The 23042-nt window shown below is 51.0% G+C and carries 24 protein-coding genes and 1 pseudogene; 9 read left to right on the plus strand and 16 right to left on the minus strand.

Annotation, left to right across the window (positions count from 1 at the left end; genetic code table 11):
• Positions 1-131 precede the first annotated feature (131 nt).
• A complete protein-coding gene (locus HRU73_RS03805) occupies positions 132-425 on the minus strand; it encodes a hypothetical protein (RefSeq protein WP_041357160.1) in 294 nt (97 codons plus the stop codon).
• Positions 426-599: 174 nt separating this feature from the next.
• The gene (gene lon, locus HRU73_RS03810) at positions 600-2957 is read right to left on the minus strand and encodes an endopeptidase La (protein WP_287399517.1); all 2358 of its coding nucleotides are present in this window, start codon (positions 2955-2957) and stop codon (positions 600-602) included.
• Between lon and HRU73_RS03815 the strand changes: the two genes are divergently transcribed.
• Together HRU73_RS03815 and HRU73_RS03820 are read left to right on the plus strand one after the other, a co-directional pair.
• Positions 2956-3273 carry a hypothetical protein gene (locus HRU73_RS03815; RefSeq protein WP_287399518.1) on the plus strand — a complete coding sequence of 106 codons (318 nt, stop codon included), beginning with the start codon at positions 2956-2958 and terminating at the stop codon, positions 3271-3273. The two genes, lon and HRU73_RS03815, sit on opposite strands and share 2 nt — an antisense overlap.
• A 357-nt stretch (positions 3274-3630) precedes the next feature.
• Entirely contained in the window at positions 3631-6015 is a 2385-nt protein-coding gene (locus HRU73_RS03820) for a hypothetical protein (RefSeq protein ID WP_287399519.1), read from the plus strand.
• Between the two features lie 150 nt (positions 6016-6165).
• On the opposite strand, the gene HRU73_RS03825 is transcribed toward HRU73_RS03820, so the two are convergent.
• Positions 6166-6570 carry a DoxX family protein gene (locus HRU73_RS03825; RefSeq protein WP_287399520.1) on the minus strand — a complete coding sequence of 135 codons (405 nt, stop codon included), beginning with the start codon at positions 6568-6570 and terminating at the stop codon, positions 6166-6168.
• Between the two features lie 485 nt (positions 6571-7055).
• Here HRU73_RS03825 and HRU73_RS03830 point away from each other — a divergent pair, with 485 nt between their 5' ends.
• Entirely contained in the window at positions 7056-7757 is a 702-nt protein-coding gene (locus tag HRU73_RS03830) for an arginine N-succinyltransferase (RefSeq protein ID WP_287399521.1), read from the plus strand.
• Positions 7758-7862: 105 nt separating this feature from the next.
• On the opposite strand, the gene HRU73_RS03835 is transcribed toward HRU73_RS03830, so the two are convergent.
• Entirely contained in the window at positions 7863-8750 is an 888-nt protein-coding gene (locus tag HRU73_RS03835; RefSeq protein ID WP_287399522.1) for a c-type cytochrome, read from the minus strand.
• 51 nt (positions 8751-8801) lie between these two features.
• Here HRU73_RS03835 and HRU73_RS03840 point away from each other — a divergent pair, with 51 nt between their 5' ends.
• Complete coding sequence (locus HRU73_RS03840) at positions 8802-9983, plus strand: BaiN/RdsA family NAD(P)/FAD-dependent oxidoreductase (protein WP_287399523.1); 1182 nt, start codon at positions 8802-8804, stop codon at positions 9981-9983.
• A gap of 224 nt (positions 9984-10207) precedes the next feature.
• Positions 10208-11695, plus strand: a complete 1488-nt coding sequence (locus HRU73_RS03845) for a helicase HerA-like domain-containing protein (RefSeq protein WP_287399524.1) — start codon at positions 10208-10210, stop codon at positions 11693-11695.
• A 171-nt stretch (positions 11696-11866) separates the two neighbouring features.
• Here HRU73_RS03845 and HRU73_RS03850 read toward each other — a convergent pair whose 3' ends face one another.
• The 5 genes from HRU73_RS03850 to HRU73_RS03870 form a co-directional block, all read right to left on the minus strand.
• A complete protein-coding gene (locus HRU73_RS03850; protein ID WP_287399525.1) occupies positions 11867-12238 on the minus strand; it encodes a VOC family protein in 372 nt (123 codons plus the stop codon).
• A 64-nt stretch (positions 12239-12302) separates the two neighbouring features.
• On the minus strand, positions 12303-12812 hold the full coding sequence (locus HRU73_RS03855) for a GNAT family N-acetyltransferase (RefSeq protein ID WP_287399526.1): 510 nt from the start codon (positions 12810-12812) through the stop codon (positions 12303-12305).
• A 52-nt stretch (positions 12813-12864) separates the two neighbouring features.
• The gene (locus HRU73_RS03860) at positions 12865-13254 is read right to left on the minus strand and encodes a type II toxin-antitoxin system death-on-curing family toxin (RefSeq protein WP_287399527.1); all 390 of its coding nucleotides are present in this window, start codon (positions 13252-13254) and stop codon (positions 12865-12867) included.
• Positions 13251-13478: an AbrB/MazE/SpoVT family DNA-binding domain-containing protein gene (locus HRU73_RS03865; RefSeq protein ID WP_287399528.1), complete on the minus strand. Its 228-nt coding sequence runs from the start codon at positions 13476-13478 to the stop codon at positions 13251-13253. Before HRU73_RS03865 ends, HRU73_RS03860 begins: the two co-directional genes overlap by 4 nt.
• A gap of 259 nt (positions 13479-13737) precedes the next feature.
• Complete coding sequence (locus tag HRU73_RS03870; RefSeq protein WP_287399529.1) at positions 13738-14133, minus strand: YraN family protein; 396 nt, start codon at positions 14131-14133, stop codon at positions 13738-13740.
• A 113-nt stretch (positions 14134-14246) separates the two neighbouring features.
• Here HRU73_RS03870 and HRU73_RS03875 point away from each other — a divergent pair, with 113 nt between their 5' ends.
• Positions 14247-14426, plus strand: coding sequence for a hypothetical protein (locus HRU73_RS03875; protein ID WP_287399531.1), 180 nt, complete (start codon positions 14247-14249; stop codon positions 14424-14426).
• Between the two features lie 167 nt (positions 14427-14593).
• On the opposite strand, the gene HRU73_RS03880 is transcribed toward HRU73_RS03875, so the two are convergent.
• Positions 14594-14932, minus strand: a complete 339-nt coding sequence (locus HRU73_RS03880) for a type II toxin-antitoxin system HicA family toxin (RefSeq protein WP_287399533.1) — start codon at positions 14930-14932, stop codon at positions 14594-14596.
• Positions 14925-15131 (minus strand): type II toxin-antitoxin system HicB family antitoxin, encoded by a 207-nt coding sequence (locus HRU73_RS03885; RefSeq protein ID WP_287399534.1) that lies wholly within the window; start codon positions 15129-15131, stop codon positions 14925-14927. The genes HRU73_RS03880 and HRU73_RS03885 overlap by 8 nt, the downstream gene beginning before the upstream one ends.
• Positions 15132-15453: 322 nt before the next feature.
• Here HRU73_RS03885 and HRU73_RS03890 point away from each other — a divergent pair, with 322 nt between their 5' ends.
• Both HRU73_RS03890 and HRU73_RS03895 read left to right on the plus strand, forming a co-directional pair.
• Positions 15454-15705: a type II toxin-antitoxin system Phd/YefM family antitoxin gene (locus tag HRU73_RS03890; RefSeq protein WP_287399535.1), complete on the plus strand. Its 252-nt coding sequence runs from the start codon at positions 15454-15456 to the stop codon at positions 15703-15705.
• Entirely contained in the window at positions 15702-15956 is a 255-nt protein-coding gene (locus HRU73_RS03895; RefSeq protein WP_287399536.1) for a Txe/YoeB family addiction module toxin, read from the plus strand. Before HRU73_RS03890 ends, HRU73_RS03895 begins: the two co-directional genes overlap by 4 nt.
• 188 nt (positions 15957-16144) lie before the next feature.
• On the opposite strand, the pseudogene HRU73_RS03900 reads toward HRU73_RS03895, so the two are convergent.
• The 4 genes and pseudogenes from HRU73_RS03900 to HRU73_RS03915 form a co-directional block, all read right to left on the minus strand.
• Positions 16145-16700: pseudogene (locus HRU73_RS03900) on the minus strand (transposase); the annotation flags it as partial.
• Positions 16701-17173: 473 nt separating this feature from the next.
• Positions 17174-18082: a restriction endonuclease gene (locus HRU73_RS03905; protein WP_287399539.1), complete on the minus strand. Its 909-nt coding sequence runs from the start codon at positions 18080-18082 to the stop codon at positions 17174-17176.
• A 270-nt stretch (positions 18083-18352) separates the two neighbouring features.
• Positions 18353-18709 carry a YraN family protein gene (locus HRU73_RS03910; protein ID WP_276678193.1) on the minus strand — a complete coding sequence of 119 codons (357 nt, stop codon included), beginning with the start codon at positions 18707-18709 and terminating at the stop codon, positions 18353-18355.
• 131 nt (positions 18710-18840) lie between these two features.
• Entirely contained in the window at positions 18841-20790 is a 1950-nt protein-coding gene (locus tag HRU73_RS03915) for an ABC transporter ATP-binding protein (RefSeq protein ID WP_353765090.1), read from the minus strand.
• Positions 20791-20810: 20 nt separating this feature from the next.
• Between HRU73_RS03915 and rsmI the strand changes: the two genes are divergently transcribed.
• Positions 20811-21689 (plus strand): 16S rRNA (cytidine(1402)-2'-O)-methyltransferase, encoded by an 879-nt coding sequence (rsmI, locus tag HRU73_RS03920; RefSeq protein ID WP_287399541.1) that lies wholly within the window; start codon positions 20811-20813, stop codon positions 21687-21689.
• A 21-nt stretch (positions 21690-21710) separates the two neighbouring features.
• On the opposite strand, the gene HRU73_RS03925 is transcribed toward rsmI, so the two are convergent.
• On the minus strand, positions 21711-22763 hold the full coding sequence (locus tag HRU73_RS03925; RefSeq protein WP_287399543.1) for an AraC family transcriptional regulator: 1053 nt from the start codon (positions 22761-22763) through the stop codon (positions 21711-21713).
• Positions 22764-23042 lie beyond the last annotated feature (279 nt).

Here is a 23042-nt window from a genome sequence, read left to right on the forward strand (position 1 = left end):
CTTTTTAAGACCGTGGTGCAGCCTTCATGAAAGAATGGTACATGGGTTTTGCCGGGCTGGAAATAATGATCTGGCTTCGGCAGTTCGATTGCAACTTCTTGAGTACGGGTAATGATCCCGGGTTGATATTGTTATAACCTTGGTTCTTCTGCAAGGAGATGGCAGATTTTCTGCAGGTCAGCCCGGATTGCGGCTGGTTTACGTTTTAACCGGGAGGCAAGCACTTTCGAGTCGGTTGTCTCCAAAATAATGCTGGTTTCAAGCAGTTGAAGTAATGACGGCGAGAGAATTTTCCTGCTGTCAAAATTACCGGTCAGGCGTGCGACATGCATTTTTGCACGCCGTAACTGTCCAGTTTCGTACACATGCTGGCAGTGTTGCTCATGCTTGCTGTGGGAATGCGTAGTCTGTGTTTCATTTCGCATAAAGCTTTCTCCTTTCATTGATTCAAAATGCAAGGATAACAACTGCACCAGACAAATATATGACAGATAAGAAAAGTATCTGCCTGGTGATTCACACTGTAACCCGGATTTCACCAAATAGCCATGCGACAAATTGCCGCTGCCGCGCAACTGGCTGGCAGGCGGCTACAGTCCTCAAACGGATTCCAGATTGTCGGATTTACCTAGAGCTGCCTGAACAGCATTGTCGGCAGTTTCCAGAAAAACGAACTGTATGGCAGTGCGTGTTGCTTCCGGAACATCATGCAGATCTTTCCGGTTGCGCGCTGGCAGCAGTACAGTTCGAATACCGGCACGCTGCGCCGCCAGTATTTTTTCCTTGATGCCGCCAACCGGTAAAACCAGCCCACGCAGGCTGATTTCACCGGTCATGGCCACATCGTGCCGTACCGGCCGGTTGGCAAACAGCGAAGCCAGTGCAATGAACATTGCTACACCTGCGCTTGGCCCGTCTTTGGGGATGGCGCCGGCAGGCACATGTAAATGCACATCGATTCCCTCGAACACTGAGGCTGGAATGTGCAAGTCCTCGGCGCGTGCTTTTACCAGGGTGAGCGCTGCTTGTGCACTTTCTTTCATCACATCGCCAAGTTGACCGGTCAGGATCAGGCGGCCACTGCCATTGATACGCGTCGCCTCGATGAACAGGATGTCGCCTCCCACCGGTGTCCAGGCCAGACCGGTTGCAACACCTGGCAGGTCGGTGTGAAGTGCCAGTTCATGTTCATATTTCTCTGGCCCCAGAATGTCTTCCAGATTTTGAGCGTCGATCTGTACCTGCTGCTGTGTGCCTTGTGCAATTTGCAGGGCGGCGTGACGCATGATCCGGCCGATTTCACGTTCGAACTGGCGCACCCCGGCTTCACGGGTGTAGTTGGCAATGATGCTTTGCAAAGCTGCAGGTGTCAGCATGCATTGATTCGCCTGCAGACCGTTGGCTTCGCTTTGTCGTTGCACCAGATAACGCAGCGCAATCTGCAGTTTTTCTTCCTGGGTGTAACCCGGCAGATCGATGATTTCCATGCGATCCCGTACCGGTGGCGGGATCTGATCGATGACATTGGCCGTGGCGATGAATATCACGCGACTCAGATCGAATGGGACACCCAGATAGTTATCACGGAATGTCGAGTTCTGTTCCGGATCGAGAATTTCCAGTAATGCAGCTGCTGGATCACCATGCACGCTGGCGGTCATTTTGTCGATTTCGTCGAGCATCATCACACAGTTGCGTGCACCCGCCTTGCGCAACCCCTGGATGATATTGCCCGGCATGGCACCCACGTAGGTACGGCGGTGACCACGCATTTCCGCTTCATCATGGACTCCGCCTAACGATACTCTGACGAACGGGCGCTGTAGCGCGCGTGCAATGCTTTGCCCGAGTGATGTTTTTCCCACGCCCGGCGGGCCGGCGAAGCAGAGGATCGGTGCACGGCCTTGCGGTTTCAGCTTTTGTACGGCGAGAAATTCAATGATGCGCTGCTTGATGCGTTCCAGTCCAAAATGATCAGCCTCGAGAATGGTACGTGCAGCATCGAGGTCGATCGGTTTTTCTTCCGGCAGTTGCCATGGCAGTTCTGTCATCCATTCAAGGTAGGTGTGCAGCATGGAAAATTCGCTCGATGCGGCGGGCATCCGTTGTAAGCGCTGCAACTCCTTGTGTGTTTGCTGTTCGATATCTGTCGGCATGCCAGCAGCAGTGATGGCTTCCTCCAGCCTGACGACTTCCTGCTCATTTTCACCATCTTCACCAAGTTCTTTCTGGATGGTCCTCAGTTGTTCGCGCAGCAGAAACTTGCGTTCACGATCCTCCATTTGTTCTTTGGTACGTTCGCCGATTTCCTGAGAAAGTCGCAGGACTTCGATGCGTCGCGCCAGAATTTGCAGCACGCTGTGCAGCCGTTCCTCGATATCGATGGTTTCCAGCAGTTTCTGCTTCTCGGCCACTTCAGTATCGAGCAGGCTGGCAGTAATGTCTGCCAGATCGGAGGGTGCACGCGTCGCCTGCAGTGCATGTGCCAGTTCAGCCGGTACACCAGGCAGCAGCGATACAATTTCCATTGCGCGTTCGCGTAATTGCAATGTCAGTGCTTCCACTTGTGTGGTATCCGGAATGGCTTCCGGAATACGCCGGATCCGTGCGGCAAGGAAGGGATAGCCTTCAACCAGTGCTTCGATGCGGAAGCGCTCGACTCCCAGGCAGACAGCGTGATGTGTGCCATCTTCGGAAGCGATATGGCGCACGACATTGGCAATGGTCCCAATCTGGCAAAGTGCATCCAGTCCAGGTTCATCGACGGAAGAGTTTTTCTGCAGTACGATGCCGACAGGTACTTTCGACTGCAAGGTATGCTGAATCGCTGCAATCGACCGGGTGCGGCCGACGGCAACGGGCATGATCACGTGCGGGAACAGCACGACATTACGCATCGGCACCAGGGCGATGACATCGGCAGGCAGTTCAGGCAGGTTAGAGGGGGATTGTTCCATGGCACTCATTCTCAGGAATTATTCACTGACGCTAATATTGAGCGCTTTGATGGAAATTCAAGGGAACAGCCGGAAAGTCGGGAATAAATCTGCCGATTCATGTCGATTGCACGCACAATGGACGGTGAAGGCTGGTCAGCGTCCTTTCTGGAATACGCACTGCATTGCGGGCATATGGTCGGTTCCGCTTTCCTTTGATTTTATAGGCATCGTCGACACGTTCCTGAAAAATGGTATGGTGCCTTGTGACTTGCTGAAAACCGGGTTGAATGTCTGGAGTACTCATAATGACATCTCCTTTCATGCAATTGACTGATTTTGCAACGAATAATACCGACAGGCACTCAAAAGTGGCAGACACTGCCACTTTCTAGTGGCGCATTTTTATCCTGCGCCATTTGATGATTTTGTCAAGATTTATGCCGGGAAAACAGGGAGGAGCGGTAGAATCGATTCATGTTTCGTATCGTTGGTGTGAAACAATAGAGCTTCCGGACAGGAGAAATGCAGCCGGTGAAACACATCATGATGTGAAAAAAAACAGGATGGGCAAACTGTTGCCAGTCCGATGACGCCGATCAGTAGCAGTTCGCAGCCGTTTCATCGTATGAAAGGGACGGCTTATTCCATACAGTAACACCCCGACAGTCTGATTCACACAAGAGGAAAAATAATGAATACAGCTCATAAATGGCGCTTTTTCAGATCAGGTGGTTTTGATCAGGTGCGTCTGGAAACCGGAGCGGATGTCGAATCGCTCGGAACGCTCGATCCCAAGCTGTGGGCTGCGCTCAGTTGCCCGACGAGCAATCTGGAATTCGATGATAAAACACTCGAGTTCATTGATACTGATCATGATGGCCATATCCGTGTCCCGGAAATCATTGCTGCAGTCGAATGGGTGTCTTCCGTTCTGAAAAATCCCGGGGATCTCACTTCCGGATCAGAAGCGCTGCAACTGAGTGCGATCGATGACAGTACTCCGGAAGGTGCGGCGCTGCTCGCGTCAGCCAGACAGATTTTGCTCAACATCGGTAAAAAAGATGAAGAGGTGATTACAGTCGAAGATACGGCTGATCTCAACAGAATTTTTGCCAGTACCCGCTTCAATGGTGACGGCATCATTCCGGCCACTGCTGCCAGCGATGCCGAAACCCGGGCCGTCATTGAAGATATGATGAAGTGTGTCGGATCGGTTCAGGACCGATCCGGTCTGCCGGGGGTTTCAGCAGAACTGATCGAACAATTTTTTACTGAAGCGAAAGCGTACTCGGAATGGTGGCAGGATGCGGAACGGGATGCTACCAGCATATTACCGCTGGGAGAAAATACTGAAGCCGCAAAGGCGGCCTTTGATGCAGTCAAAGCAAAAATAGATGACTACTTTACCCGCTGTAAGCTGGCTGAATTTGACCAGAAGGCGGGTGATCCGCTGAACCCGGCGTTATCGGATTATGAAGCACTCGCCAATACCGATCTCTCCCGAACGACTGAGCAACTTGCCACATTACCGCTTGCAAAAATCGAGGCAAAAAAACCGCTGCCACTCAATGAAGGCATCAATCCGGCCTGGGTCGGTGCGATCGATGCACTGAAACGACAAGTCGTTCAACCTCTGCTGGCCGATAAAGAACAGTTGAGTGCGGATGAATGGCAGGCGCTTTGTGACAGATTTACTGCCCATCAGGCCTGGCTGGATACCAAACGAGGGGCAACGGTAGAATCTCTTGGAATCAATCGTATTCGTTCCATTCTGGCAGGAAAGTATCAGGATGAGATCAGTGCATTACTGCAGAAAGACCAGTCGCTTGCCAGCGCATCCGATGCGATCGATTCAGTTGAAAAGCTGATTCGCTATCAGCGAAATCTTTTTCAGCTGTTGAACAATTTCGTTTCGTTTCGTGATTTTTATACTGCACAGAACAAGGCGGTTTTTCAGGCAGGTTCACTGTATCTGGATGGCCGTAACTGTGATTTTTGCCTGCGTGTCGACGATATCGAAAAGCACAGCAGCATGGCCGGTCTGAGTGGCATCTATCTGGCCTATTGCGAATGTCAGCGCAGGGGTGGCAGCGAGAAAATGAATATCGCGGCTGCGTTTACGAATGGTGATGCAGACAATTTGATGGTTGGCCGGAACGGTATTTTCTATGATCGAAGAGGGCAGGATTGGGATGCCACCATCGTCAAGATCGTCGAGCATCCCATCAGCGTACGTCAGGCCTTCTGGTATCCGTACAAGCGCATCGGCAAAATGATCGGTGAACAGATCGAGAAAGTGGCCAGTGCGCGTGAAAAATCGGTACAGGATCAGGCGGCAGCAGGGATTGCGGATATTTCACAAAAAGCGGAAGCAGGTAAACCACCCGCGGCAGCGCCCTTCGATGTAGGTAAGTTTGCAGGGATTTTTGCTGCGATCGGTCTTGCAATCGGTGCAATCGGTACTGCGATTGCATCGGTCGTAACCGGCTTCCTGGGTCTGGCCTGGTGGCAAATGCCACTCACGGTTCTTGGCCTGATTCTCGTAATATCCGGTCCTTCCGTACTGATTGCTTTTCTCAAGCTCAGAAAACGTAATCTGGCACCGTTACTTGACGGGAATGGTTGGGCAATCAATACACGGGCAATCATCAATATTCCGTTTGGCATCTCATTGACTCAAATGGCGACATTGCCTGCCGGCGCGCAGCGCTCCCTGACCGATCCTTATGCAGAGAAAAAACGCCCGTGGAAATTCTATCTTTTCGTTCTGCTCCTGCTGGGAAGCATTGCTTATCTTTTTCACAGTGGCTACTTCAATCAGGGTACTGTCGACACGTTGAAAAAGCATTTCTTGTCGGATAAAGCAGAAATTGGCACAGAAGAAGCAAATACCGCACAAGAGATTCCTGCTGCATCCTCTGCAGAGGGAGCTGCTGACGATCAGAAAACCGAGGCTGACAAGCCTCCTCAGCCTGCGGCAAAGGAAGGAGTGGAGAATGAATCTGTGGCTTCTCCTGAACCGGTATCGACTGTCGTTCCAGCGCCAAAGCCAGTGTCGGTTCCTGCAAGCCACTGAAACAACTATGAATGTATGGCTCGTCGGCAACACCGTTGCCGACGATGGTTCCAGTTATTACGTAGCACAAACCGGCATTCGACAGGCAGTCGTTTGTGCATGTTGACTGAATACTCTTGTACAGACGACTACTGGTAAATTTTCAGATATTTAATCAGGTTTAATGGCGAATCTGCCACTTCCGAGAAAGAATACCGCGAGCCCTGTCAGTAAAAAGAAAGCCTGCAACTCCAACGCATATCCGCCATGGTCAGTGAATGCGAATAGTTCACTGCGATGTGCCAACCCTATCGCAAATACCGTATTACCAAAAACGAGCAAGCCGCCAATTCGGGAAAATATTCCCAGTATGATCATCAGCGGTGCAATGACTTCCCCCAGATAAACCCCGTAAGCCAGTACCTGAGGCAGATTTACATTTGCCAGTAGTGTGCTGATGTAGTCAAGAGAACCCGGGTTAAATATTTTATGTATGCCATGAAGGAGTATGAGTATACCTACAGTGAGTCGCAAGGTTAATTTACCCAGTGCATCATTCTGGAATGGAAGATTCATTTCAGTTTTCCTCCTTTAGTTGTGTGGATTAAAAATATCAATTGTCGTAAGGATCAATTACAGGGTTCGTTATCATTTGATGAGAAATAACCCTGATTCTACGCCGTGAATTCACCTGTTTCTTCTGATTATATGCAAACAAGAATTATACGCATTTGCTGGTACCGGAACTGAAATAAGTAAATCTTCTTTATGATTTTCCTCCAGATCCGGCAACAGTATTAAAAAATTTAGAAGTTAAGGTCCAGTATGACGTACTTTCGGCAGCATTCAGAATGAAACATCAGATGTGCAAAAAATCGGAGTGCTATAGGAATAAATGGCTGATCTGCCGATAATATTTCCCGGTTTGAAAGCCTGTATTCGTATGCCTTACCAAGACCGGTTACCGTAGTGATTCTACCGGTTGGCATTATTTGCATAGTAGCGTACAGGTTTATAGAGCAGCAGCTATAATTTCGGCTGAATAACTTGGACGGACAAAGATGAATTCAACCGGAAATACGAGTAATAACGCTCATTTGCACTGGTCGCATGTGCTGCTGATCGTTCTGGCTACGATCGTGCTGACTGTGGCCGGTACTTACTGGGTGCTCACAACCTATGTTTTTGTTTCATCCTTTGAACCGGTTATTTTGAGCAAAAAGGAAGAAAAAACGCTGGAGCAAAAGCTTCGGACGATCGGTTACGATTTTTCATTTTCGTCACCGATAGCAAAGCGGAATGATGATCTCAAAGGTGAGATCGATGAGGAAGGTTTTCTGAAACCTCGAGCGTATTCCGAGCAGGGAGCAAAACGTGAAGTCAACTTTACCGAGCGGGAAGTAAACGCATTGCTGGCCAAAAATACCGATCTTGCACAAAAACTGGCGATCGATTTTGCCGATGATCTGGTGAGCGCACGTCTGCTCCTTCCGCTCGATGAGGATTTTCCGGTACTGGGCGGGAAAACGTTGCGTCTGAACGCTGGTCTCGGTATGGCTTATCGCAACGATAAGCCTATCATCATCCTCAAGGGTGTCAGCATCATGGGCGTTCCCGTTCCTAATGCCTGGCTGGGTGGATTGAAAAATATCGATCTGGTCAGCGAATTTGGTATGGATCCCGGTTTCTGGAAATCTTTTTCCGAGGGCGTTGAACACATCCAGGTGACGGATGGCAAAGTTGATATCCGGTTGAAAGAGTGATTTCCGGATGCGCTTCCGGTTACGGAAGAAATGGCCGGATCAAGTTTATCGGGCAGGCGGCAAGGATTTCCAGTGTTGTTTATGGCTTTCTTCAGGCAGTTGTGATTATGGTTTAGGTTGCATGTGCTTCACATCACGCATGGCTGTCAGATAGGCAATGATTTCTTCTATGACCTTTTCCCGTTCCGGTATTTCTGCAGCCAGAGCTGGCATGGTGGTGTTGTAGCGTAGGCTGGCCGGGTTATCGATCCATTGCTCCAGGTATCCGGGTTTGAGGTATTCGGTCACGCTGACCGGGTAATTCAGTTCGGGTGCTTTGCCACCTCCATGACCATTGATCGTATGGCACGCCATGCAGTATTTGCGAAAATGTAGAAACCCCCGCTTGGTTTCCGTAGATGCACCGGCTGGTGGAAGCATTTCCGGAAAACGCGCTGCAAAAGAAGCCAGCTCAATACGGACGATCTGATAAGGCATGTCGGATGCGCCTTCATCGAGCAAGGCGGGAGATTTCAGGTTATCCCATATCAGGTAAGCTGGTTCCAGCGCGACAACTTCATGATTCTGGAGTGCATTACTGAGTGTGAAGGGTTTGTTGTCCGCGCTGGCAACAGCGAGATAAGCATCGTAAATGAGGAATTTCGCAACCGGAATACTGGGCTGGTAGCCATCCTGGCAGGTGAAGATGATTTCATCCGCTGTTCGCCAGCTTGAACCAAACATCAGGTCAAAAATGGCTTGCGCTGGATAAACTTTGTATTGCCGCTCCCTGCCTTCGTGTACTTCAAAAATTTTCAATGTTTTCTGCCGGGCGAGGGTATTCAGTTCTGTTGGCTTCAGAGATTTGACGAGTCCATCCGGATTTCTGAATTCGATCAATGCTTCAACTGCATTGGCTTGTGCATAAGCCGGACTGGTAAAGGCAATTAACAGAAATACACCCGGTATTAAATGTGTGAAGTAGAGCGTGAGGGTGCGAAAGCATTTATTCATTGTTCAATTTTCTTTGAATCGACATGGAATCGGTCTTAACTATTTTTACATATGATTCATTCCTTTGATGTAATCATCATTGGTGCGGGTGCAGCCGGATTGATGTGTGCGATCGAGGCGGGCAAGCGTGGGCGCAGGGTGTGGCTGATCGACCATAGCACTAAAATCGCCGAGAAGATCCGCATTTCCGGTGGCGGGCGCTGCAATTTTACCAATCTGCATACCCAACCCCAGTGTTACCTCTCTCAGAATCCGCATTTCTGTAAATCGGCACTCAGGCGCTATACACCGCAGGATTTCATTGCGCTGGTACGCAAGCATGGCATCGCTTTCCATGAAAAGAAGCTGGGGCAATTGTTTTGTGATGATTCCGCCAAACAGATCATCGCCATGTTGTTGGCGGAAGCGCGCGAAGCGGGTGTGAAACTGGAAAACCCGGTGCAGGTGCATACCATCGAAACCGTTGCGGGTGGTTATCGGCTCAGAACCAGCCGGGGCGAGCAGATTTGTGCTTCGCTGGTGATCGCGACGGGCGGTCTTTCGATTCCCAAGATCGGCGCAACCCGTTTTGGCTATGAGGTTGCCAAACAATTCGGGCTGCGCGTAATTCAGCCGCGCGCGGCACTGGTGCCGCTGGTGTTCGATGGCACGTTGCTGGCTCGCTGTCAGGCATTGAGCGGGCTTTCAGTCGAAGCGGATGTGTGCTTCGGGAAACAGGTTTTTGCTGAAGGATTACTTTTTACTCACCGGGGATTGAGCGGCCCTTCCATTTTGCAAATCTCGTCGTATTGGGAGGAAGGAGAGCCGATTGTGATCAATCTGGCACCCAGTATGGATGTGCTGGCATTTCTGAAAGAACAAAAACAAAGCCAGCCCAGGCTGTATATCAACAACGCACTGGCGGAAATCCTGCCCAGGCGGCTTGCTCAAAGTATTTGTGATGAACGGAACGACAGCGGGCCATTGGCCAATTTATCCGATACCCGACTCGCGGCGCTGGCCGGGGCTGTCAACGCCTGGCATGTCAAACCGGTGGGCACCGAAGGTTACCGGACGGCTGAAGTGACACGGGGTGGAGTAGATACCCGTGAATTGTCATCGCAGACAATGGAGGCAAACAAGCAACCAGGCTTGTTCTTTATCGGTGAAGTAGTGGATGTTACCGGGCGCCTGGGCGGCTTCAATTTCCAGTGGGCCTGGTCCTCGGGTTACGTGGCCGGGCAGTATGTGTAGGTTTGTCTTGTTACCGCCATGCCGGTATGATAAAACCGGCCACGCTCCATACGTTGCATCCTTCATTGGTCACGTATTTGCTGCAAGGCGGCGCTCATACAGGAGTTGCCGGGGCACGAGAATGTGGCGATACCATGGATCTACACTCACGTATTGAATAGAGACGGGCGTGGTGTGGCGAACCCCTTGACTGAACTTTGATCCACGACCTCAGGAACTCTCTTATGACCGAGCCTCTCCTCATCGCTAAATCCGGCAACACCGAACTGGCCATCCTGCCGAGCATGGCCAACCGCCACGGGCTGATTGCCGGGGCGACTGGCACGGGTAAGACCATCACGTTACAAAGTCTGGCAGAGCAGTTTTCGCGTGCCGGGGTGCCGGTGTTCATGGCTGATGTGAAGGGTGATCTTTCCGGTATGTCCCAGCCGGGCGGGGGTAATACCAGGGTGGAAGCGCGTGTGGCAGAGCTGGGATTGAAGGGCTTTAGTCATGCGGCCTGCCCGGTGGTGTTCTGGGATGTGTTTGGCCAGAAGGGGCACCCGGTGCGGGCAACAGTATCTGACATGGGGCCGTTGCTGCTGGCACGCATGTTGAATCTGAATGATACCCAGAGCGGGGTGCTGACGGCGATATTCCATATTGCCGATGACAATGGCTGGCTGTTGCTGGACCTGAAGGATCTGCGTGCGATGTTGCAGCACGCGGCGGAAAACGCCAGCAGCTACAGTGCGAAATACGGCAATATTTCTACCGCCAGCGTTGGTGCTATCCAGCGCAGATTGTTGCAACTGGAGCATGAGGGCGGTGACCAGCTGTTTGGCGAGCCTGCGCTCAATTTTGACGATCTGATGCAGATTGCAGAAGACGGACGCGGCGTAGTCAATATCCTGGCGGCAGAAACGCTTTACAACTCACCGCGCGCTTATGCCACGCTGCTTTTGTGGCTGCTTTCCGAGCTGTTCGAGAACCTTCCCGAAGTGGGGGATGTGGAAAAGCCCCGACTGGTATTCTTTTTTGATGAAGCGCATCTGCTGTTCAACGATGCACCCGCCGCGCTGCTGTCCAGAATCGAGCAGGTGGTGCGGCTGATCCGTTCCAAGGGTGTTGGCGTGTATTTTGTCAGCCAGAATCCGCTGGATATTCCGGATGCAGTGTTGGGACAACTGGGCAACCGTGTCCAGCATGCCCTGCGCGCCTTTACGCCACGTGACCAGAAGGCGGTGCGGGCGGCAGCCGAAACCTTTCGCCCCAATCCGCAAATCGACGTGGAGGCGGCCATTACCGAGATGGGCGTAGGCGAGGCGCTGATTTCCCTACTGGATGAAAAGGGACGTCCTCACCCCGTGGAGCGTGGCCTGATCGTACCGCCGGGCAGCCGAGTGGGGCCGGCTACCGAGGCCGAGCGTCAGCAGGCCATTCGCGGTTCCCTGCTGTACGGGCATTATGAACAGTTGGTGGATCGGGAATCAGCTTATGAAATCCTCAAGGCGCGTGCCGCAACATCACCGGAACAAGCGCCGGCTGAAGCCGATCGCGGCTTTAACTGGGGCGAATTGCTGGGCGGCAGCACCGGACCGCGCGGCGGGCGACGCGAGGGTATCGTGGAGACGATAGCCAGAAGCACGGCGCGCACCATTGGCTCGCAGCTTGGGCGCCAGGTGATCCGTGGCGTGCTGGGTTCCATTTTTGGTGGCGGGCGGCGGCGCTGAACCGGGCGAGAGCGTTATAAAAAAGCCGCAGAATCTGCGGCCTTCATGGTGTTTGCACTTGCCAGAAACAAAATGGATGTTCTTTTGTTTGTTACGTAGAACCAAGCCGGCGCTCGCGCCGAAGATTGAGAAAACTAAGCGGCGTCCTCGGATGTTGGCTTGAGTGCCGGGTTATGTATTTTCACTGATTAAGCCCAAAGCATTACCAAACGGGTCAATTAAAATGCATGCATACTCGTTTAGTGACGTGCAAATTGGCCCCCGATAAAGCGTAGCTCCTTTACTGCCAAGAAACTCGATCGAAGTTCTGAGTGAACCAACGCGCCAATACGTAGTTTGTCCGGTCACACCATGAGAAGACTTTCTGTCTTCAGGATGAAAGCCAATTTTAAGATCGTCTTTCTCAATATAGGCATACATCTCGTTTTCATATTTCACCTCGACTCCAACGATATCGGAATACCATTTAGAGGCGCTATGTATATCTTCTACAAAATAAACAGTTGAGTCGTATTTTTTTATCATCTGGCTAACGATACTCATGATGCATAACGTTGAAAGTAACCGGCACCGGAGCAAGTAGTTTGGTGTCCGATTGACTGCATTGTTAGAGCGCATACGTATACGCCAACTCGTGTAGCGGGTAGCCCGTGAGCGAGCTTGTGGTACGAACCTGGCTGTTGGGCACGAAACCACAAATTTCATACAGACGCTGGGCGGCCAGATTACCTTGAATGCACCAGAGTTCCACAGAGACGAATTTCTGTTCTTTGGCGTCCAGCAGTACCTGCCTGACAAGCTGTTGACCTGCGCCTTTTCGCCAGTGTGTAGGATGAACATTCAATGCCCATAACTCGGCAATGGATTGATCAGCATTATACCGCGGCTTGCCCAGGATCGAGAAAGCTATTGGCTGTCCCTCAGTCTCTGCAATGCGAAGAGTGAATGGCGGATTCTCTGCGCGCAACGCTGCTCGAAGTTCGTCGAGGTTCGCTCCCGGATCTAGGGAGGCGAGATAAGTATCGGGCATGAAGCCGCGATAGGCGGCCTGCCAAGCCGCTACTCGGATTGAACCGATGAGCTCTGCGTCTTCAGGCTTGGCAGAACGGATGAGCATGTGTGCTCTAACTGTTTAGTCCCGCATTGTGGTGCGGATGGATCGATGTTCGTTACGTTGCAATTGAGTTATGTTCAATGAACAATCTGAATCCAGGCTCGTCAAGAGAGCCTTCAGCAAGCGAAATTATGGCTTGTGCTGAATCTTCTTCGTTAGCGATAAACTTGTAGCCATTGAGTTCAAGAAATAGTACGCCAATTACAAATCCTGTCCGTTTGTTCCCATCCACAAAAGGGTGGTTTTGCAGAATTCCGCTTGTGTAAGTAGCAGCCAAAAGGAAAATATCAGGCTGCTGATCGTAGACAAAAAAATTGAGTGGTCTTGCAAGTGCTGATTTCAGAAGATTCCTGTCACGAATACCTGATGCACCGCCATGCAGAAAAATTAAACGCTCATGAATGGCAAGGACATCTTGTTCGTTTATCCAGACAGGCGTTGTCACTTGGCCAGTACATGGAGCGTGTTACGGTACCGATTACATATATCTTCTACCTTTGCCATTTTTTCGCCGAATGAAGGATCGTATGGTGTAATAAGATACCTTCCATCAGATGCTTCGGTTAAAAACAGCCGTTGCCCATCTCCAGTGCGTAAATGGTTAACTACTTCTTTTGGCAAAACAATGCCAAGAGAATTGCCAAACTTTCTGACTTTCAACTCAATCATCTCGTATCCTAATGTTATAACCAATGTGGCTACACATTATAACAAAAGTTAATTTTGGTTTTAAAATTCAAGATGCTCGATGCACCTTACAAGCTTTAAAAAGATTTTATGTTGGTGGCTTCATCTCAAATGGCGGTATCCAGCCTGTAATTGGTCAAATAATCCTATCTCCGGGTAACGATCATTGGAGTGGTCAAGCATTTTGTGACAACCCAGTTAAGCCATTTTCTTCAGCTCACCGGCCATAGCTGGTAGTTGTTTAGTTCGATGAGAACGAGGGTGACTGATATCCTGTCATCAGCATTTCATCAAATGCATTTCTGATCCATTCGATTTCATTTTTCCATTCACCGGAGATCAGGATCGCATCAAAGCGGCAGGGTAAATCACCTTCATGTTCCGCCAGATAGTGCCGGGCAGCGCGTGTTAACTTGAGCCGTTTGGCAGCAGTGATGCTGGCGACTGCGCCACCAAAACGGTCACTGGAACGCATTTTGACTTCGATGAACACTACTGTATCGCCCTCCCGCATGATCAGGTCGATTTCACCGAAGCGGCAGCGGTAATTTCTTTCCAGCAACGTCAGTTTCTGCTGCTGGAGAAAGATTGCTGCTCGCTGTTCGGCATCACTGCCTTTGTTTCCTGTGGATGACATGGGGTGTTATTTGTCGTTATTGGCAAAGGATGCTGGATTGCTTCATCCTTTCAGGATTCGCAAAGACAGTTTTTACGGTTACGCACCACATCTGGAAGAATCCATTTTTATCCATGCGCTCTCATCTTCTCCCCGGTCTGCACTTGCCACAGATTGGCATACAGACCGTTACGCGACAGGAGAGCCGCGTGTGTGCCGGTTTCCACTACTTCACCCTTGTCCAGAAAAACAAAATGGATATCCTTTTGTTTGTTTGTGCAGGCGGGCTGCTTGACTACAGTGCCGGGCGGTAGTATTCCCTTTCTGGATTATCTATTTTCCAAGTAATCATTGCTTTCTTCTCCACCATTGGAGTATTCCCCAGCCAACTGTCCTTAGCAAACTAGAAACTGCAAAGATGAAAATGGTGGCACTAATCAATGCAGAGCTTGAAACGACACCTTTAATGGTATGGGTCAACTCATAGTCTACGCGCGCGAAAAATAGAGCCCACAATGAAAACCAGATCACTAGCCATCCAGCGATGAAAGGTCTTTTCCACGGCGCAATCAGTGGGTAAAACATCAGGAAGAGTGCCACCAACCAGATCAGAGTGATGCGCATGGCATTGATGCCTAACGTTCCAAAAGAAAGGACATCCATTTTGTTCGCTTTTGTTTGTCTTGTGATTCGGTACAACGCAGCCAGCTGCGTCTCGGCGAAGTACGGCATGGCTTCCGCGTTGCCGCACAACAGAAAAATCCAGATGCTCCAGTGCGAGGATCGCTTGCGCACCAGAGATATGAGGCAGCTTAGGCATGTGCGGGAAGCTCGAAAGTCGTGATTAACGGGTGACCGGCAATTGTGAGGGGGAATTCTTCCACATACAGTTCGGTGGCTTCTCGAAGGTTCGCCAAAGTCTCCTCTACCGTTTCCCCCTGCGAGGTTGTCCCTGTTTCAGGATTCAGAGCCGTGAAGCCATCCTCGGTGGTCGGCAGTAAAACCACAGTTAAAAGCATAATGTGCTCCTTGGTTGTTCACCTGTAGCCATTTTGCCAGATCTAATGTTGAAAGTAACCGGTATCGGAGCACAGTGAAGGGGAGTCTGAGACTGCGCAGCAAGTTTGGGTGCCCGGTTGATTGATCTCCACTTGCCAAAAAAACAAAATGAATGTCCTTTTGTTCGTACAGGTCTCGAACCGCTAATACGCTGCGAGCATTGTTCAAACTGGGCATGTGGTTCACGTTGTTTCATACTGTCCGCTTGAACGCGCAGTCAGGTGCCGACATTGACTTTTGGCAGAATGTAATGTACAAATAAATGTACAACTGGAGAACCTTATGGACACTATCACTTACAGCACTGCCAGAGCCAAACTTGCCGACACCATGAACCGCGTTTGCGATAACCATGAACCTATCATAATCACACGCAACGGAGAACAATCCGTTGTAATGATGTCGCTCGACGACTTCAAGGCGCTGGAGGAAACCTCTTACCTGCTCCGTAGCCCAAAGAACGCGAAGCGGCTGCTGGAGAGCATCGCAGCTCTTGAATCAGGCAGAGGCGAAACGAGAAGCCTGACAGAGTGAAGCTGGTTTTCTCTGAGCAGGCCTGGGAGGACTATTTGCACTGGCAAAAGACAGACCGAAAAACCGTACAGCGAATCAATACACTGGTGAAAGAGATTACAAGAACGCCACACGAGGGTATCGGCAAACCCGAGCCACTGAAACATGCGCTGTCAGGTTATTGGTCACGCCGTATCAATGACGAGCACCGGATCGTCTATAAAATTGCGGATGACTCGTTGTTTATTGCTCAACTGAGATACCACTACTGACCGAACCTAACGAGGATGTAGAAAAACTCGTTTTTCAGGCGTTATCCAAGCTTTAAATTTTTGAAATACTTTGACAAGCGGGAAATTGGTTTTTTCAGAACTATATTCATAGTGCCAACGTATTGTTTATACCTGGCCTGATGCGCACAGGTACATGAACAGCGTATTTTGTCTTTGATCCCCTATTTTCATTGGCTTACCCCATAATGGGCAAGTTTCTCAATGTTGTGAACCAGACAGTATAGTTTCCATTGTCCGTCTACTTTGCTCCGACCCCGCAGGGTAAATCGATCAAGGCGTTTGTTATTGCGGAGGTTACCGAATACTGGTTCGACCGTCGCAAAGCGGCGGGTGATCATCTGTCGGTCCTGATCAGAATCGATCTTCCGCTTCATCCGGTCAGTATGGGTTTCATAGCCGTCGCGTTTGCCTCGGAAAAATGCAACCTGCCGGGTCTTGGTTTTCTCCGGTGTGCGCAAACACTGAGCTCGGAGAGTGCAAGGCTGGCAATCCCGCTCGGCACCCCGAAACTTCATCGCTGCATAGCCGTTGAAGATGCAGTTCGAACCATTCGAATAGAGTCGTTTGCCAGCCGGGCAGAGACAGTGTGAGCCATTCCCTGCGAGCTGGAAATCACCTGGATCGAACCGTTTCGGGCTGTCCACGCTTATCCCAGAGCGGATTGGGCTTGGCCTTGTGTGCCGCTTGCCCATGATAGCGTTCGTCGCGTTTGTGGTAGCCGTTTCGGGAATGTAGGGTTGGGCATAACTGGTTTAGCGAGCACTTGTGTTGACGTTTTCGGCCTGCTGGCCAGAGGCAGCCCACGCGAAGAGGAATGCGGTAATGCTTAGAGCCCAGTAGAGCGGAAGCGCCACGAACGAAATTCCGAATGCGCAACCGGCTCCAGAACTCTCGGTGCAAATAAGACCAATTGTCGTTGCAGTAAGCAAAGAAGCGCCGATGTAACCGCAGAATAGAAGACCTAGAACAAGCAAGACCTTCGATCGGCGTCTTCCATCTTTCTTGAAGGAAAATTTTCGATAGACAACCCAGCCTGCCAGCAAAGAGAAAATCACAGGCAGAACGTAAATCGCCACGGTAAGAGCGGTTAGAGATAGCGTCATAGATATGCCCAACGCTCGCTATAACCGGCAGTAAAAAGCGGGGCGACAAAGGCGCGCCGCTTACTGTCCGAGTTGATGGCGTTGTTCGCCGTCTTAACCTTCAATGAAGTAGTCACTGTCAATTTTCTTCGTTTCATACGATGTGACAGGAGTAACCCCAACATTATGGTCAATCATGAGTTGGGCTAACTGCTCGCCGTCTATGAGCACGATCTTTGAATCGATTTTTGCTACATAGTCTCCGGCTTCACGGCTGAAGTCGGAAGTAGTAATGAACACTCCTTTCTTCGCACGATGTCCTTGTAGCGCTCCTGCAAATTTCTGGATTTCAGGGCGCCCGATCGTAGCCTGCCACCGCTTAGCTTGAATATAAATGACATCGAGGCCAAGACGATCTTCGTTAATGATTCCGTCAATGCCTCCATCGCCGCTGCGGCCGATGGCTTTACCGGCTTCCTTCCGGGAACCGCCATAGCCCATTTTTACGAGAATGTCGATGACGAGGCGCTCAAAGAAAGACGGGGAACATTCCTTTACGAATTTCAGAAGTTCAGCCGTGAGATCTTCGCGCAGTTTCTGGTACGCGGTTTCCAGAAGCTCGCCGGGTGTTTGAAGGGTTTCTGTTTCTGTAGTTTCTGTGGTTTCTTCCCGTTCTCGGTGCTTTGCTCTGAACTCTACGAATTCGGGAAATTGATCCAGGAACTTCACATTGATTTCGGGCGGATTCTTGGAGAGAACTTCCCGACCGCGTTGGGTTATACGGAAATACCCACGCCGCGTGGACTCTAACAAAGCTGCCTTACTCATATAAGATCGCGACCACGCAACACGGTTGTCGAATCTTGGTTGCTGCCCGCTCGGCAACAGCTCATTCCTTTCTGTGTCCGTAAGCCCGAACTTTTCGGACAAACCTTCGATTGCTTCCCGGAGAGAATGTTCATTCCCATCCTCAGCGAAACGGAGCAGGGGAAGCATGATTGACTGGTAATCAGGTATCGCCATGTTTGATTCTTCTGTTGTTGACGGCTAACGTTCAGTATGCACCGTAAGCGGTGCATACTTCTTTGTAAGTGGGTGTATAACAAAACTCATTATTCATTCAATCAACCTCGCGGCAGCCTGCTACCCTGACCAAGAGAAAAACAGCTGCTTTGAAATATCAAAAATGAGGTTTCAGGCATTCTGCTGCGTTTGCAGTTGATCTTAATCAATGAGTAAAGGAAGAATTATCTGTTTATTGCGGTGAGAATGAGGGTGACTGATATCCTGCCATCAGCTTTCATCAAACGCGTTTCTGATCCATTCGATTTCATTTTCCCGGTTGCCACTGATCAGGACTGCATCGAAGCGGCAGGGAAAGTCACCTTCATGTTCCGCCAGATAATGACGAGCGGCGCGTGTTAACTTGAGTTGTTTGGCAGCGGTAATGCTGGCGGCTGCGCCACCAAACCGATCACTGGAGCGCATCCTGACCTCGATGAATATCACCGTATCGCCTTCCCGCATGATCAGATCGATTTCACCGAAGCGGCAGCGGTAATTTTTTTCCAGCAACGTCAGTTTCTGCTGCTGGAGAAAGATTGCTGCTCGCTGCTCGGCATCACTGCCTTTGTTTTCTGTGGATGACATGGGAACGTCTGTAACTATTGGCAAAGGATTCTGGATTGTTTCATCCTTTCAGGATTCTCCTACCCGTGCCGCAGACAGGCGGGCAAAGACAGTTTTTTACGGTTACGCACTACATCTGGAAGAATCCATTTTTATCCGTGTGTTTTCATCTTTTCCCCGGTTTGCACTTGCCACAGGTTGGCGTACAGACCGTTACGCGACAGGAGTGCCTCGTGTGTGCCGGTTTCCACTACTTCACCCTTGTCCAGTACATAAATGCAATGGGCGTTACGGATGGTGGACAGGCGGTGTGCGATCACAATGGTGGTGCGGCCAACGGTAATGCGTTCCAGGGAACGTTGGATGGCGGCTTCCGTTTCATTGTCTACTGCTGAAGTGGCTTCATCGAGTACCAGCACCGGCGGATTCTTGAGAACAGCACGGGCAATCGAGATGCGTTGTCGCTGACCGCCGGAGAGTTTCTGCCCGCGTTCTCCCACGATGGTTTGATAATCATCCGGCAGCTCCATGATGAAATCGTGTGCCTCAGCCGTTCTGGCTGCGGCGATGACATCTTCCATACTGGCACTCGACGAACCATATGCGATATTTTCATACACCGTGCCGTGGAATAAATAAACATCCTGGCTGACCAGGCCGATCGATTTGCGCAGATCATGCAGACGCAAGTCACGGATATCGTGACCATCCAGCAGAATACGTCCTTGTTGCGGCTCATAGAAACGGAGCAGCAGTTTGACTACCGTACTTTTACCACTGCCGGTCGCTCCGACCAGGGCAATCGTCTGGCCGGCGTGAACGGTCAGAGAGAGATGGTTTAGTGTCAGTGCCCGCCGTTCATAGCTGAAGCTGATATCGTCAAAAATGATTTCGCCGCTGACCTGTGCCGCGGGTAGTGTTTGCGGCCCGTCTGTAATGGTCGGTTGAGCCTGCAGCAAATCCAGCACACGATGAGTGGAGGCCATCGCGCGCTGGTACAGATCAAGTGTTTCCCCCAGGCGGGTGAGCGGCCACAGCAGGCGCTGGGTCATGAATACCAGAATACTGTACGCGCCGACATTCAACTCACCGTCGGCGGCCATTAACCCCGCTGCAACCATGATGGCGCTGAAACCAAGTGCGATTACCATACGGATGATCGGTACAAAGGCAGCACTGAGGGCAATCGCGTGCTGATTCTTTTCCTGATAGATCTGGCTTTCGCGCTCGATCTGGCGTAATTCATACGGTTCAGTCGTATAACTTTTGATGGTGGCAATGCCACCGAGATTATTGGACAGATAACTGTTCAGAATGCTGACCTGCTCGCGGACGGCCATATAGCGCGGAGCAATGCGTTTCTGAAACAGGTAGGAACCCGCAACGACGAATGGCATGGGTAATAACGCCATCCATGCCACGCCAGGTGTCAGGTAGATGAACATGCCACCCACTGTGATGACGGTGGTCAGAAGCTGGATGAGATCATTCGCCCCGACATCCAGAAACCGCTCCAGCTGATTGATGTCATCGTTCAGGATCGCCATCATCCCGCCGGTGCTGCGTGCCTCGAAGTAGGCCAGCTCCAGTTTCTGAACATGATCATAGGCATCCAGGCGCAACGTATGCTGAATACTCTGCGCCAGGTTGCGCCAGCAGAGCTTGAGCAGATATTCCCAGATGGATTCGAATCCCCAGACGATGAGGGTGATCGTAGCCAGTATCCAGAGCTGGGTCGAGACCTCCGGAAATCCCAGCCGGGCAAATACCGAAGATTGCTGATTGACGACGATGTCTACTGCCATCCCTATCAATACCGGCGGCGCCAGATCGAACAGCTTATTGAGAATCGAAAATAATGTAGCCAGCCAGATACGGCCGCGAAAAGCATGGCCGTAGCGCAGCAGGCGAATCAGCGGAGCGGATGAATGATTGGACATAAGAACGGTGGTTGGTTTGAATTGGGATTGAGCAAATCCGAAAGATCGGAAGCGGTATGGAACAGCCTTATCTGTTTTACCGGCAGCATCCGGCACATTGGAAAAAGCGGGCAACTGCCGTATAGTGCGCCCACACCCGCCGAAAACACCGGGATCAGCCATTTTCAGTCAGGGCCACGAATATGCCAGCTGCAGCAGGAGTATCCAAAGGGACATTATATGTGGTTGGTACCCCCATCGGGAATTTGCGCGACATTACCCTGCGCGCATTGGAAATATTGTCTGCGGTCGACTGTATTGCGGCTGAACACATTCAGCATGCGCAAAAGCTGCTGGCAGGGCATGCTTTGCATACCACGTCTACCCGTATCATGCCATTACATCAGCATAACGAAGGTAGTGCGGTGGAGAAAATCATCGAACTGCTGGAGAGCGGCAAATCGGTTGCCCTGATTTCCGATGCCGGTACGCCGGCGATTTCCGATCCGGGCGCTTTGCTGGTGCAGCAGGTACTGGCGCGAAGCCTCCCGGTCGTGCCCATTCCTGGCGCCAATGCGGCGTTGTGTGCTTTGTCCGCATCCGGTCTGATTGCACCGCATTTTTTCTTTTATGGATTTTTACCGGCAAAAAGCGGGGAGCGTCAGCGCAAGCTGGCCGGTTTGAAAACGCTATACGCCTGTATCCTGGTTTTTTATGAAGCTCCGCATCGTGTGCTTGAATGTGTTGCGGATATGGCTGCTGTATTGGGTGCTACCCGTGAAATCACGTTTGCCCGTGAACTGACCAAGCTATTCGAGACGATTCATACCTGTGCGCTGGGAGAAGCGCTGGACTGGCTGCAGGCCGATGAAAACCGGCTGAGAGGCGAGTTCGTTCTGTTGCTGGCGCCGGCAGAAGAACCTGGGCAGGAGGACATCAGCCCGCAAGCTGTACATGCGCTTGCCATCCTGCAAAGAGAACTGCCTTTGAAACAGGCGGTGCAACTGGCTGCAGAAATTACCGGTGAAGGCAGAAAAAAGCTCTATGCCCGGGCGCTGCTGGAACGAAAAACGGAAACATAGACAATTATCCACTCGCAATGATCATGAGTCACAATCTTTTTCTTTCCTGCGATTAAACTCGCGATAAATGCTCGGCGCCACGCCGACCCAGCGTTTGAAGGCGAGATTGAACGCCGGGAGTGCCGTATATCCCAGCAGGCCACAGATGTTGCTGATGGGAACATCGGTCGTTTCCAGCATCTCGCATGCAAGTGATTCCCTCACTTTATCCAGGATCGCCGAAAAGCTGGTGTTTTCCTGCTGCAGCAGGCGCTGCAGCTTCTTTGGACTGAGTCCCAGCGATACCGCGAAGTACTCGAGATTGCACAGGCTGGTATTGAGCACGATCGGGATGCCAGCGGCGACGGTTGCCGCGACCGACTGATCATAGAGCGGCATCTTGGCAATCCGGTAACGCAGATAGAGATCGAGCAATGGCTCGAGTCCGGCCAGGCGGCCATTGGTCGGTCGATTGAGATATTCATGCGGGAATACGAGCTCGTTGTGCGCAGCTTCGAACTCGACCGGGCAGTCGAAAAGTGCTTCATGCGGTTGCGTGTCACAAGGACGGGCATGGCGGAACCGGATGAGATGGGCTTTTTCATCTGTAGCATCGATCACGGTTCTGGCCATTCGGTAGAATGTAGCGACCAGTCCTTCTGTCTGCTGGCGCGGGGATTTTGCCAGGGGGTCCTTCAACAGCCGCACGTATGCGAACGGGCCGCCGTCCCTGATCAGTAACGGAACCCAGGCATTCGTGTAGTAGCGTGCATAGCGCTCGCATGCGTCAAGCCATTCTTCAAAGGTGTGCGTGATCTGTGAAAGAAAGATTGCTGCTCCTGCGGTGGGATAAGTATTCGGCAGCGAAAAAGCATGATCCAGGCCGAAGTTCGGACGTCCTAGTTCCTGCGCCGCTAGTTCGCAGAATATGCCCTGGCGGGGCCAGGAGATGAGTATGTCGGGATTGCTGAACGCTTCCCTTGGCAGCCCTGCCTGGTCGGCCAGGGTATGGAGATCACCACCGGATGAATGGACGAGATCATCGAATCCAAACAGGCAATTCGCACGGATGTAGGGCTCTCGCCGCCCAATCATTCTTTTGTCTGCCAGAAATCTTCTCCTTCTTTTTTGGGCTGCGCCTCTACCTGATGGGCGCGAACGATCGTGAAGGGAAGAAATATAGCGGATAAAACTTGCAACGGAATCGCAGGTAGCCCCTTGATTGGGCTTCAATGTCTCAAATTATGAAGTATAAGGGGATGAAAATTAAAGAATCCCGGCGAAGCACTTAATAATCCCGGACCTCATAACGATTAAGAATTCGGTGACAACCGAAAATAGTATCCCGTTTCGTTATGAAAAAGATGTGTCCGT

Origin of the sequence: Nitrosomonas sp. H1_AOB3, assembly GCF_015709435.1 — a bacterium.
GTDB classification, from domain to species: Bacteria; Pseudomonadota; Gammaproteobacteria; order Burkholderiales; family Nitrosomonadaceae; genus Nitrosomonas; species Nitrosomonas europaea.

Excerpts from the sequence above, each read along its gene's own strand:
- HRU73_RS03870 (WP_287399529.1), bottom strand. The coding sequence starts at position 14,133 with ATGTCATCCACAGGAAACAAAGGCAGTGATGCCGAACAGCGAGCAGCA.
- HRU73_RS03825 (WP_287399520.1), bottom strand. The coding sequence starts at position 6,570 with ATGAATCTTCCATTCCAGAATGATGCACTGGGTAAATTAACCTTGCGA.
- HRU73_RS03840 (WP_287399523.1), top strand. The coding sequence starts at position 8,802 with ATGATTCATTCCTTTGATGTAATCATCATTGGTGCGGGTGCAGCCGGA.
- HRU73_RS03815 (WP_287399518.1), top strand. The coding sequence starts at position 2,956 with ATGGCACTCATTCTCAGGAATTATTCACTGACGCTAATATTGAGCGCT.
- lon (WP_287399517.1), bottom strand. The coding sequence starts at position 2,957 with ATGGAACAATCCCCCTCTAACCTGCCTGAACTGCCTGCCGATGTCATC.
- HRU73_RS03885 (WP_287399534.1), bottom strand. The coding sequence starts at position 15,131 with ATGCTTTTAACTGTGGTTTTACTGCCGACCACCGAGGATGGCTTCACG.
- HRU73_RS03875 (WP_287399531.1), top strand. The coding sequence starts at position 14,247 with ATGCGCTCTCATCTTCTCCCCGGTCTGCACTTGCCACAGATTGGCATA.
- HRU73_RS03910 (WP_276678193.1), bottom strand. The coding sequence starts at position 18,709 with ATGTCATCCACAGAAAACAAAGGCAGTGATGCCGAGCAGCGAGCAGCA.
- HRU73_RS03925 (WP_287399543.1), bottom strand. The coding sequence starts at position 22,763 with ATGATTGGGCGGCGAGAGCCCTACATCCGTGCGAATTGCCTGTTTGGA.
- HRU73_RS03855 (WP_287399526.1), bottom strand. The coding sequence starts at position 12,812 with ATGCTCATCCGTTCTGCCAAGCCTGAAGACGCAGAGCTCATCGGTTCA.
- rsmI (WP_287399541.1), top strand. The coding sequence starts at position 20,811 with ATGCCAGCTGCAGCAGGAGTATCCAAAGGGACATTATATGTGGTTGGT.
- HRU73_RS03905 (WP_287399539.1), bottom strand. The coding sequence starts at position 18,082 with ATGGCGATACCTGATTACCAGTCAATCATGCTTCCCCTGCTCCGTTTC.
- HRU73_RS03835 (WP_287399522.1), bottom strand. The coding sequence starts at position 8,750 with ATGAATAAATGCTTTCGCACCCTCACGCTCTACTTCACACATTTAATA.
- HRU73_RS03880 (WP_287399533.1), bottom strand. The coding sequence starts at position 14,932 with ATGCCTAAGCTGCCTCATATCTCTGGTGCGCAAGCGATCCTCGCACTG.
- HRU73_RS03805 (WP_041357160.1), bottom strand. The coding sequence starts at position 425 with ATGCGAAATGAAACACAGACTACGCATTCCCACAGCAAGCATGAGCAA.
- HRU73_RS03850 (WP_287399525.1), bottom strand. The coding sequence starts at position 12,238 with ATGAGTATCGTTAGCCAGATGATAAAAAAATACGACTCAACTGTTTAT.
- HRU73_RS03830 (WP_287399521.1), top strand. The coding sequence starts at position 7,056 with ATGAATTCAACCGGAAATACGAGTAATAACGCTCATTTGCACTGGTCG.
- HRU73_RS03915 (WP_353765090.1), bottom strand. The coding sequence starts at position 20,790 with ATGGCTGATCCCGGTGTTTTCGGCGGGTGTGGGCGCACTATACGGCAG.
- HRU73_RS03845 (WP_287399524.1), top strand. The coding sequence starts at position 10,208 with ATGACCGAGCCTCTCCTCATCGCTAAATCCGGCAACACCGAACTGGCC.
- HRU73_RS03890 (WP_287399535.1), top strand. The coding sequence starts at position 15,454 with ATGGACACTATCACTTACAGCACTGCCAGAGCCAAACTTGCCGACACC.
- HRU73_RS03820 (WP_287399519.1), top strand. The coding sequence starts at position 3,631 with ATGAATACAGCTCATAAATGGCGCTTTTTCAGATCAGGTGGTTTTGAT.
- HRU73_RS03865 (WP_287399528.1), bottom strand. The coding sequence starts at position 13,478 with ATGATTGAGTTGAAAGTCAGAAAGTTTGGCAATTCTCTTGGCATTGTT.